15 protein-coding genes are annotated in these 9,634 nt (G+C 43.4%); 12 read left to right on the forward strand and 3 right to left on the reverse strand.

What is annotated here, in order from left to right; all coding sequences use genetic code 11:
• Window positions 1-64: 64 nt before the first annotated feature.
• Window positions 65-592 (forward strand): toprim domain-containing protein, encoded by a 528-nt coding sequence (locus QN395_RS20245; protein WP_323493131.1) that lies wholly within the window; start codon window positions 65-67, stop codon window positions 590-592.
• Between the two features lie 29 nt (window positions 593-621).
• On the opposite strand, the gene QN395_RS20250 is transcribed toward QN395_RS20245, so the two are convergent.
• The 3 genes from QN395_RS20250 to QN395_RS20260 are packed head-to-tail and all read right to left on the reverse strand — an operon-like array spanning window position 622 to window position 2,172.
• Window positions 622-798 carry a hypothetical protein gene (locus QN395_RS20250; RefSeq protein WP_323492883.1) on the reverse strand — a complete coding sequence of 59 codons (177 nt, stop codon included), beginning with the start codon at window positions 796-798 and terminating at the stop codon, window positions 622-624.
• Between the two features lie 2 nt (window positions 799-800).
• The gene (locus QN395_RS20255; protein WP_323492882.1) at window positions 801-1,163 is read right to left on the reverse strand and encodes a hypothetical protein; all 363 of its coding nucleotides are present in this window, start codon (window positions 1,161-1,163) and stop codon (window positions 801-803) included.
• The gene (locus QN395_RS20260) at window positions 1,156-2,172 is read right to left on the reverse strand and encodes a PRTRC system protein D (protein WP_323492881.1); all 1,017 of its coding nucleotides are present in this window, start codon (window positions 2,170-2,172) and stop codon (window positions 1,156-1,158) included. Before QN395_RS20260 ends, QN395_RS20255 begins: the two co-directional genes overlap by 8 nt.
• A 1,296-nt stretch (window positions 2,173-3,468) precedes the next feature.
• On the opposite strand from QN395_RS20260, the gene QN395_RS20265 reads away from it, so the two are divergent.
• From QN395_RS20265 to QN395_RS20315, 11 genes are all read left to right on the forward strand, one after another.
• On the forward strand, window positions 3,469-4,626 hold the full coding sequence (locus tag QN395_RS20265; RefSeq protein ID WP_323492880.1) for an integrase domain-containing protein: 1,158 nt from the start codon (window positions 3,469-3,471) through the stop codon (window positions 4,624-4,626).
• 727 nt (window positions 4,627-5,353) lie between these two features.
• Window positions 5,354-5,515, forward strand: coding sequence for a hypothetical protein (locus QN395_RS20270; protein WP_323492879.1), 162 nt, complete (start codon window positions 5,354-5,356; stop codon window positions 5,513-5,515).
• Window positions 5,499-6,212: a DsbC family protein gene (locus QN395_RS20275; RefSeq protein ID WP_323492878.1), complete on the forward strand. Its 714-nt coding sequence runs from the start codon at window positions 5,499-5,501 to the stop codon at window positions 6,210-6,212. Before QN395_RS20270 ends, QN395_RS20275 begins: the two co-directional genes overlap by 17 nt.
• Window positions 6,213-6,250: 38 nt before the next feature.
• Entirely contained in the window at window positions 6,251-6,721 is a 471-nt protein-coding gene (locus tag QN395_RS20280) for a hypothetical protein (RefSeq protein WP_323492877.1), read from the forward strand.
• Complete coding sequence (locus QN395_RS20285; RefSeq protein ID WP_323492876.1) at window positions 6,708-6,929, forward strand: hypothetical protein; 222 nt, start codon at window positions 6,708-6,710, stop codon at window positions 6,927-6,929. The genes QN395_RS20280 and QN395_RS20285 overlap by 14 nt, the downstream gene beginning before the upstream one ends.
• Before the next feature lie 298 nt (window positions 6,930-7,227).
• Window positions 7,228-7,743 carry a YcbK family protein gene (locus QN395_RS20290; protein ID WP_323492875.1) on the forward strand — a complete coding sequence of 172 codons (516 nt, stop codon included), beginning with the start codon at window positions 7,228-7,230 and terminating at the stop codon, window positions 7,741-7,743.
• An 11-nt stretch (window positions 7,744-7,754) separates the two neighbouring features.
• Window positions 7,755-7,973, forward strand: a complete 219-nt coding sequence (locus tag QN395_RS20295) for a hypothetical protein (protein WP_323492874.1) — start codon at window positions 7,755-7,757, stop codon at window positions 7,971-7,973.
• A gap of 10 nt (window positions 7,974-7,983) precedes the next feature.
• Entirely contained in the window at window positions 7,984-8,172 is a 189-nt protein-coding gene (locus QN395_RS20300) for a hypothetical protein (protein ID WP_323492873.1), read from the forward strand.
• 26 nt (window positions 8,173-8,198) lie between these two features.
• Window positions 8,199-8,627 carry a hypothetical protein gene (locus QN395_RS20305; protein ID WP_323492872.1) on the forward strand — a complete coding sequence of 143 codons (429 nt, stop codon included), beginning with the start codon at window positions 8,199-8,201 and terminating at the stop codon, window positions 8,625-8,627.
• 65 nt (window positions 8,628-8,692) lie between these two features.
• A complete protein-coding gene (locus tag QN395_RS20310; protein WP_323492871.1) occupies window positions 8,693-9,112 on the forward strand; it encodes a hypothetical protein in 420 nt (139 codons plus the stop codon).
• A 50-nt stretch (window positions 9,113-9,162) separates the two neighbouring features.
• Entirely contained in the window at window positions 9,163-9,597 is a 435-nt protein-coding gene (locus tag QN395_RS20315) for a hypothetical protein (protein WP_323492870.1), read from the forward strand.
• Window positions 9,598-9,634 lie beyond the last annotated feature (37 nt).

Raw genomic sequence — 9,634 nt, forward strand, 5'->3', positions numbered from 1 at the left:
AACTTGTATGCTCAGCAACTAAGCGCCTGGTCAATATTCAATGCGCGCAGCTGGTCAATATTGAGTGCGCGCCAACAGTACAAAACATCTTGGGGACAACGTCAAGTTAGAAATGGGCGGCGTTCGTAAAAAGAAGGGCGCTGGTACGTCGATTGTGACGAACCCAGAATCCCGGGTTCTTGCAGTAGGTGAGGGTTTCGAGACCATGCTTACTGTCGCTACCGCTCATCAATATCAAATTAATGTCCGGAGTTATGTAAATGCGGGCAATCTCGCGAAAGCCGATATTCTCAAATCGGATTTTGATAAGGTCATTATTTATGCTGACCATGATAAATTCGATCCAATCAGAAATTATCGGCCTGGGACCCATTACGCACAGCAACTTGCGAGACGGTTAATGGAGATGGGGTTTAAAGTGGAGATCCGATTGCCTGATGTTGAAAAGACAGACTGGGCGGATGTATGGATGTCAGCGACCAATCAACTGGGGAATATCACTAACACGCTATTAACCCGGTGCATACAACAAAAGAGTGATCATCCGTTTTTGGTGATTGATCAAATGTTGAAAGAGAAAAAATTGCTGTAATTTGCCGATGCTAAAACCCAAAAACCCTCCTAATCATTAGGAGGGTTTTTTTTTGCTCTGCTGCGTTCAAGCAGGACAACATAGGGTAGTAAGCCTAGTGCGACCAAAATAAAAAAGTATTGGCTCACTAAAAATGCCAAGGTGATGCCGATACCAGAAATCATCCCCCCAAAAAACAAACTCAATAATTCCAGTTCTGACTTCACTATCAACCCCATCTTTCTAAAAATTCGTCGTCGAGACCGATTGTCGCGGTAACGTTGGACGCACTGTTTTTTGACAATTCCTCTGGCGTTGTCTTATTGGACTTTGCTTCATCGTGGTGTGGCGCTTCCTGATTTTTCCCCTTGCCGCCAACTTCATCGGACAATGTTGTTGTTGATGGAAAACTTAACGAGGTATCTTCGTTGATGTGTAAAAATTTACCGGTCGCAACAAACTCAAAGTATTTCTCTGCAGCTTGCTTGACCATTCTCATCCGTAACTGCTTATTTTTAACAGTAGTCAGATGTTCAAAGAGAAAGGGATATTCCTCCTCTAGAACACCGAATTGGACGGGAATTTTAGACATTTTTTACTGCCCGGCGTTGCATATTTTCTGCGACCAATAAAAAGCCAATCACATTGGTGAACGCGGGTTGATCCAGTGAATGTACATCATTCATAGGAAAGGTGGCTTTGATTACTTTCTCATAAAAACGCGCGCCGCCGCCAGTGATTAAAATGCTTTGTAAATCGTCCACATCACCCACCCGTGTTTTAATTTCTTTGACGGATTCTTCAATGACTTGAGTAGAACTAGATAAGTAACTTTCAAGTTCTTCCTGCCCAATTTCATGCTTAAAATAGTGAAACTTTTTACCCGACACAAACGCGTCATCAATGCGCTCGATCCGGTCAAACTTGCCACCACCATATTTGGCACTAATTAATTCAGCAATATGCTTCAGGATGTGAGAGACACCACCCACTTTGCCTCCGCTGCGCCCATCAATCATGTTGAATCCATTGGCAACAACCCAGTCAGTTGTGACATACCCAGGGTCAATAACCAATCTGGTGTTTCCATCGTTGATCTGCTGAGAGTTAGTAAATCCAAACATCGCCAAAGAGCCCACCGGCTGGGGCAGCACAATAACTCTTCCCACAGTAATCATCCTGCCATTCACAACAACGGGATCTTTGAACATCTCTTTTAAGAAATTGGCATACAAAGGCATCGTGTGGACAGGCAGCCCCAACGTTAAGACATCGACTTGATCAATACCGGCGTAGTACAAAGCACAAAATAGGAGGGCTTTATAGTTTTTTGACTTCGGAAAATCTTCAGAAAGAACTCGGCCACTGTTAGTGCCACCCATTGCTAGATGCACATCCGGTCCCACCTCAAACCATGCGCCATCGATGTTGACTTTGATGGTGTTACGTTGCGCGAAGTTGCCCAGATTCGTTGACACCGTGTTGGCGCTGGCCGCTGGTGCTAATGAAGAAAACGACCCCGTTACGATTTCATCATCTAAACGAACAGCCCATTTAGTTTGTCCAAAACCAAGATCGATCGCCGCTGCTTTGAAATGCATATATTACTCCATCGAAAAATTAAATTGACTGACACTTATTGGCAAAAGATTCACAACCAATGGTTAGCCATTGGTTAATCAATGGTTTCAGCAGCAGAAATGTTTTTATCGCCGCGCATTGGATAAAACCAATGGATTAGCATTGGTTAACCATTGGTTTTAGAAATCCGTTTATAAATCTGTTACTGGTTTTGATTAAACCATTGGATAACCAATGGTTATCCAATGTTTCACTAGCAAAAATGCGGTCCTTTCAACTCAGCTAACGGATTTCTAAGATGGGTTTTAACTGACTAAAAACGGTTAAGAGAGAGAGGTAGGATGTGAAAGAGGAGAGGCTTCAAAAAAGGGTGTTGTTATCATAGATTTCTGCAATTAAAGTCATTAATATTCAACTTGCAGTACAGAATTTGATAAGAATCCCCGCTAGGTAACTAGCATCGTCGCATGGCTTAACGCCACAAACTCTGCCTCAAAACTTGATATTTTTTTTTGATGGCTGCAGGTAATTCACTCCAAGATTGGACGTGATTACTGCAAGCAAACTTCAAAAAATCACTTCAACTACTGAGTGCCAGGACATCAAAGCAGTAACTATTGTTGAATCTTTCTTTCCCTTTTAACTTGATTTCTTTTGTGTATTCACCTCCATTCGTGGACGTGAATTTTTTTAAAAGAATCAACAAGATAGAAGAGTAAAGACTGAGGACGACAGAACAGTGATAAACATTGGCCCCGTCGTCTGGTTTAGAGTCTTGCAAGGAATGAAGCCTACTCTAAAGACACGATCTCGACTACACAGACCATATAAATTAGGACGCCTAATTACCCTTCGCGGGGTTACATTGATCGGAAAAAGACTGCAATCGAGCACGTCTTATTAAGATCAATGAGGTATCCCACATGCAGCAAGGTCGGCAAGACTTGAAGCTGTTTGTGACATTCATTATCAAGGTGTTGCTACCTTTCCCCAAACAGCAGACGGATCATTGGATTTGCAAAGTTAGTGCAACCAAGCCTTGTTTCAACCACTTAAATGTAGGTGCACCATCACTTTTAATGAATGTCCCCTGGGGCTTTCGCAATAGTTGATTTGGCTGTACTGAATTTGGGGTTTGGGACAGGTTTGATGAATTGCAAAGCAGTTTGAATGACGACGTGAGTCGTTTCTACTACAGGTGCCAGCCAGTATTAGAGAGCCAATTGTTATCGCTAAAGATCCCTGGTTGCCGGAGGCCGCCCCGCAAGGCGTAATTTGCGAAGAATTTATTTATCAACACTAAAAAAGAGGACACCATGGCATTAAATTATGATCACACTCACGATGTTAAAAGAGCAAAGCTACCGCAAGCACTCAAAGACGAGCTGAGTGCTTTGTTTCCAAAGCACATCCATCGTGCACACAGCAAGACTAGGCAGAGCAAAGCTGCGCTTGGTGCTAAAACTCAACGTCTACGCTGTCTCTGTATGGTCGCCTCGATTGAAGAGCTGTACACCGTTGGTAAATTTGAGATTGCCAGCCTATCCAACCTCAAAGAGAAACATATTAATTTTCTTGTGACCCATTGGGTATCAAAAAAACAAACACGCGGTACGATAGAAAACAAGCTGACCTATTTATCAACATTAGCCACTTGGTTAAGAAAAGCAAACATCGTCAAAAATCCAGAAAGCTATCCTTCGCTGTGCGAACTACCAAAACGGTCAGGCATTGTGATGGAGGATAAATCATGGGAAAGCAATGGGGTGGATGCCCAAGAATTAATCGGCAGAATCACAATGGAAAACAAATACATTGGTATTCAACTCATGCTGCAAATCACCTTCGGTTTGAGAGCAGAAGAAAGCATGCTGATGCGACCTTTTGATACCGTCATGAGATTGCATGGCGAAACTTATTTGATGGTCGAAGACGGCACAAAGGGCGGCCGGCATCGTCGGGTTGAAATTGATGATGAATCGCAATTAGAAATAATTGAGACTGCAAAGCAATATATCAACAATAAATCCAAAACGACGATCCCCAATGAATTCTCACTAAAACAATGGAAGAGTAAGTATTACAACATTCTCAGAAAATATGGTCTGACAAAAAAAGGGCTTGGCGTGACGCCACACGGCCTGAGATCTCAATACCTGAATAATCTTTACAAAAACTTAACTGGAAAAGACAGCCCTGTGCGGGGTGGCACCTTGCCACAAAAAGACATTTTAGAGAGTGCGCGCAAAATCATTGCCGAACATGCTGGACATTCGCTGGCCAGCAAATCCAATGCTTATATTGGCTCCCATGCGGCAATCAAGTTGAAAACGTCAAAAGACATCACAAATGACCAGATTCTCAAAAGTATGGAGGAGGCTGAGGGCAATAAAATGAAAGCAGCACAAATGCTTGGATGTGCCCGTAGTTATCTTTATAAAAGATTGAAAGAAATGGAGTTAGTGAATGAATAGTTTCAAACGAATTGTGATCACGACAGGTCTCCTCTGGGTCTTGTTGTTTCTCTTTATTTTTATTGGGTTTGTGATTGTGACGAGCGCACCATGGTTGCAAGTCAAACTGCCACTAATAACAATGGGACTGGGTGGTGTTGGTGTTTCATTACATTTATTGTCACAACACTATCCTAGATAGTTATGCACAAAATCTGTGGATAAGTTATTGGATAACAATAGACGGTCCGCTCAAAACCTGCAGCAGTAGTAATTAAAGTCCTTATTGCTTCAAATTTGAGCAAGTTGACTTTATTGAACATGAGTCAAAATAGGTGGAGATAGTAGATGGTTGTTTTAATACTGGAATTTAACAAGAGTGTTCTCCACGCGTGCGTGGGTTTTGTTTAATCGATAAGCATAGAACGATATCAATAATGGTCTAAATATTGATATCTTTTTCATTTTCAAGCCGCCTATAGTTATCACCTTCTTTAGTTCCTCAACAACAAAGCATAGATGAGGAATTTAGATTAACGAGCCTGGCCATCCTGTGCCGCTCTATTACCTGAGCCTAATGCTGTTGCTTCTACAAAAGACGGAAGTGCATCTTATTAACTCGATGTACCTATTTCCTACCAAACTCCCCCAAATTCATAAGACCCAATAAATCAGTCACTTTATGAAATTTGACTTTCCGCACATGTCGGCAAAATAGTAACAAGAAATCTATTTGATCGACATCATCATGCACACAGAATCAACTATCGGCGCCTCCTCCATAGACGGATTACAAATATTGATGATGGTCGTACTGATTATTATTATCTTTGGCTTGATTTTGTTTCAGCCAAAGAAACCGCCATCAACCAAAAAAGAAGAAAGCATTTTCCATGAAAAAGATCAATAAAGCAGCAGTATTGCTATGCGTTGTGAGTTTAAGCGCGGTCGCTGCTGATAAAAACGCAGACCTTATTAAAAAACTAGAAGTGCGGGTTGGTGCGGGAGAAATTGAAACGATTACTAAAACACCCTACGGTGAGCTGTACGAAGTTAAAACCAAGCGCGATGTGATCTATACAGACAAAGAAGGCAAATACTTGTTTGCCGGACGTGTCATTGATACAGCATCAGGCAAAAACTTGACCGAAGAGCGTTTAGACGACATCAACAAAGTTGATTTCAAGTCCCTACCACTCGATTTGGCACTGAAATATACGAAGGGGAATGGCAAGCGCGTCTTCGCGATTTTCGAGGACCCGAACTGTGGCTATTGCAAAAAGTTTCGTAAGACCTTGCAAGATATGGACAACGTAACGGTCTATACCTTCCAGTACAACATCTTGACCGAAGAATCCAAAACCAAATCCCGCGATATCTGGTGCATGCCTGATCGTAGCAAAGCCTGGGACGAATGGATGCTCAATAACAAAGCACCGGTAACCGCGGCTGCTTCCTGCACCTCACCGAGCGACAAGGTATTAGAACTGGGTAAGAAATACCGTATCCAAGGTACGCCGGCAATCATCTTCACGGACGGTTCTCGCATCCCGGGCGCTGTAGATGTAAAAACGATGGAAGATAAGTTAGCCAAACTAGCCAGCTAATCTACAGCCAGATTTAACGATCGAACAGGGAGAACCAAGTGGAATCGCAAGAACAAGGCATATTGATCGATTTGTTGATCCGCCATAGAGACACCATTATCAGTGGTTCCTCTGTTGGGCTGCGCTTGGTTGCGCATCCGAAAACGATGCGGTTCCTCAAATCCCACAAAGATCAGGACATTAACAACATCGTTGCAAACATGCTGAGCACGAAAGATCCCTTTGTCGCGAATGACTTTGATGTGGACAACGCTATTAGCTTATTAAAAGACGCAACTGAATTATTGAAAGTAGGGCGTAAATCGGGAGTCCGGATTGTAGCGACGCCAAAGTCTTGTCATACGATGGGCTTTTCACTAGAAAACTATTTGCTGGCAGAATTTGTATTGCCGTCTACCGAATACGATCGCGCCGGTGCATTTGGATACCCTTTAACAAGACCGAGAAATCGTCTCTATACCCGCTTGTCTGACCATCTTCGCGGCAAGGCCTCCCATGCGCAAGTTTAATACGCACCGCTTGTACTGGATGCTGAACTGTCGCTGGACGATCAAAGAAATAAAGTCGGCTTTTCAAGTGCCGCGAGCGATCGCTCAACATATTCAGGATGTCGGTCTTCAGTACCAAAACAAGATTGAGCTTGAGCAAGCGTCGACCGTCATTCTCGGCATCGTCGTGGCTCACAACGAACTCACTATGGAACAACACGGTTTTTAGAAAATAAAAACCTAAATGACGATTAGCCCGCATGTACTCAATACCAAAAGTCACTTTGGGCAGGTGCCAAACGAGCACCCCTCTCTCTGACCTTGCTCGCCGTACTGATTGTCGAGGAAGTCGCCGATTATCTTGCGAGGGATACCAGTACCTGCAAACTGATCACACCTTGAGGGACTTGTTTGATTGGGGCGGGGCTGACCGATTATTGGACCTTGATGGATATCTGGCATATCTAAAATAACACGGATGGATTGTGAATAAACGAGATTTCCTCAAAGCATTTGCTATCAGTTGTATGCCACTGCAGTCAGCGCTTGCAGAAGACAATAACGATGGCCAAGTGTATCGAACACCGACGCTGCTTTGGTTAAAGCGCGGGGCCGACGAACTCCAATTTGATTATTCGACGGAACTAGGCTACAGGAAAGCCTCGTTCCTTCTTCGTGATGTTACCGCGAATCGACAAGGCTACCCCGATTGGCGCTTGCTCCAAACACTCTCCTGGATGCAAACCTTTCTAGCCATGTATGGCCACCATGTCCGCTTTGATGCGCTGTCAGGGCTACGTACGCCTTACACCAATAGTCATACCGAGAACGCCGCCCAAAATTCGTTTCATTTGCCAGATCACCGAGGCATATTCAGAGCCATTGATTTTAGAACTACCTCGATACCAAGTACCTATTTAGGACAACTCGCTGCCAAATTACAGCAGGGCGGTGTTGGTTTTTACCAGCGGAATTTTTTACATGTCGATACCGGAAACCTGATTGGCAAAAGCGGTAATCAACGTATTTGGCATTCTTACTGAGATTAGACCCGATGACTAAAATCATCAACCAAGCGAGGGAAGTAGTTGCCATTACGTTGCTAAGAGAAGGCTATGCCGATCCCAAGAAATTAAGAAATGTGCTCCGGGACGCATATCCATTTGAAGTCAGAAAAGGCTACCGTTATCACGCGTGGCTGAGTGTCATTAAAGAGAGAATTAGTGGAATGCGTCCCCCTAAGCCTGACCCCAATCAATTACCACTTTTTTAGGGAAAACATCATGTGTCCAAAAGAAGATCCTTACGCTTGGGTCAGTATGGCGATTTTTATCGTACTGGGAATACTGTTCGCTTTGACGGTGTCGTTTGGTATCAGTTATCTGAAAAAGAAACGTCAGGCTCGCGCGCGCAGTAAAACAATCGAAGAAACGACCTTACAGTTTATTCCGCCTGGTAATGGCATCGTCTGATACCAATAGGTAAATAGGAGCCTTACATGGGCAGCTTGCTAGCGGTGTCAATCGTATTTAACGCGACGCTCTTGATCGCTGCGGCGGTGGTGTCTTATCGCTTGTGGTTTTCTAGTGACGTGATCGAGGATTGGGAAGTCGAAGCAATCCGACTTCGCAACTCCAAAGACCCTTTGGATCAGGTCAAATACGCCCTTGGTTACGCAGGAGGCGGTGTGCATAAACGCATCGATGAAAACCGCGAGTTACTGGAATTCCTGCTCGAAGAAATACCAGGATTCATCGACAAGAATACCTGGGTGGAGGGATGGATAAAAAGTAACGACGACTTCTTTGTCGCGATTGAGAAAACGGTGCCGATTGCTCAAGGTACGTTCTACAGCGCGCAAATTGATAGCATCGGCAAACTCGGGTTTCCCCGGCCTTGGCCAAAAGTGGGCAGGAATACCGGGTGATTAAATCTAAGTGGGTTGTCCCATCCTAAGCGAAGCAAAATAACCATACTTGAATTGGAAATAAGATGTTCTTTTCCAAAAAAATAGTGATTTTTCTGTTGATAGCCCTGATCGTCCAACCGTTAATTTACCTCACAATTCATCATGCTAATCATGAAGCGACGGAACATTTCATTGATTTAGTCAGTCAAGCAAATAATATTGAGTTTATGGACGTATCCATCAAAGTATTAAAAGAGGGAACGGGTCCGTTATTAGAGAAATATGGTGTTAGCAATATAGATGATCTCGTCAGGCTTAGAGAAAAAACTATCCATGAATATGAGTTCAAATTCTCTGATAAAGCCAAGTCAACATTATCCAGGTTTAGTTTTTGGTTAATTATTGTTGAATTTATTCTGTCTATATTTGCTTCTTTGCTTTTGGTTTACCTATTTGCAAAATCAATGATGCGCAAAACCCCTCGTGTGCTGCAGACACCATAAGTTCAGTCACTAAATCACTTTCCGTAAATACCTCTCTAGGAATTCACATTATGAGTAAAACTCTACTCTGTTTTATTGCGTTAATGTCATGCGCACTCTCGACCTATGCACAAACGAATGTCAGCTATCAGGTCGAGATCGAGCGAGTAGTCAACGGATCAGAAATCGCGTTTCAACATGCCACGATCAGCACAGTAATGGCGAAGGAGTGCTCTTACGAAAAAATCGAATCGATGCCGTATGTGACGTCCATCCGAGGAGAGAATGGAACAAGTGAGAACAGCATTGATTACGCACAATCAGGTTTTAAGATTTCCATATTGCCAGCGCAAGACGATCGCGCTGTCATGAAACTCTTGCTGCTGAAAGACGGTAAAACGGTTTTGAATTCGACCTATGAATTTAGGATTAAGCCCGGTCATACATTGGAATTTAATGGCGTAGATGTTGGCGCGCACTCAATATTGACCAGCTGCGCGCATTGAATATTGACCAGGCGCTTAGTTGCTGAGCATACAAGTT

This window comes from Undibacterium sp. RTI2.2, from assembly GCF_035018705.1.
GTDB lineage: Bacteria > Pseudomonadota > Gammaproteobacteria > Burkholderiales > Burkholderiaceae_D > Undibacterium.

Excerpts from the sequence above, each read along its gene's own strand:
- QN395_RS20310 (WP_323492871.1), top strand. The coding sequence starts at position 8,693 with ATGTTCTTTTCCAAAAAAATAGTGATTTTTCTGTTGATAGCCCTGATC.
- QN395_RS20285 (WP_323492876.1), top strand. The coding sequence starts at position 6,708 with ATGCGCAAGTTTAATACGCACCGCTTGTACTGGATGCTGAACTGTCGC.
- QN395_RS20265 (WP_323492880.1), top strand. The coding sequence starts at position 3,469 with ATGGCATTAAATTATGATCACACTCACGATGTTAAAAGAGCAAAGCTA.
- QN395_RS20300 (WP_323492873.1), top strand. The coding sequence starts at position 7,984 with ATGTGTCCAAAAGAAGATCCTTACGCTTGGGTCAGTATGGCGATTTTT.
- QN395_RS20260 (WP_323492881.1), bottom strand. The coding sequence starts at position 2,172 with ATGCATTTCAAAGCAGCGGCGATCGATCTTGGTTTTGGACAAACTAAA.
- QN395_RS20305 (WP_323492872.1), top strand. The coding sequence starts at position 8,199 with ATGGGCAGCTTGCTAGCGGTGTCAATCGTATTTAACGCGACGCTCTTG.
- QN395_RS20275 (WP_323492878.1), top strand. The coding sequence starts at position 5,499 with ATGAAAAAGATCAATAAAGCAGCAGTATTGCTATGCGTTGTGAGTTTA.
- QN395_RS20255 (WP_323492882.1), bottom strand. The coding sequence starts at position 1,163 with ATGTCTAAAATTCCCGTCCAATTCGGTGTTCTAGAGGAGGAATATCCC.
- QN395_RS20295 (WP_323492874.1), top strand. The coding sequence starts at position 7,755 with ATGACTAAAATCATCAACCAAGCGAGGGAAGTAGTTGCCATTACGTTG.
- QN395_RS20290 (WP_323492875.1), top strand. The coding sequence starts at position 7,228 with ATGCCACTGCAGTCAGCGCTTGCAGAAGACAATAACGATGGCCAAGTG.
- QN395_RS20270 (WP_323492879.1), top strand. The coding sequence starts at position 5,354 with ATGCACACAGAATCAACTATCGGCGCCTCCTCCATAGACGGATTACAA.
- QN395_RS20315 (WP_323492870.1), top strand. The coding sequence starts at position 9,163 with ATGAGTAAAACTCTACTCTGTTTTATTGCGTTAATGTCATGCGCACTC.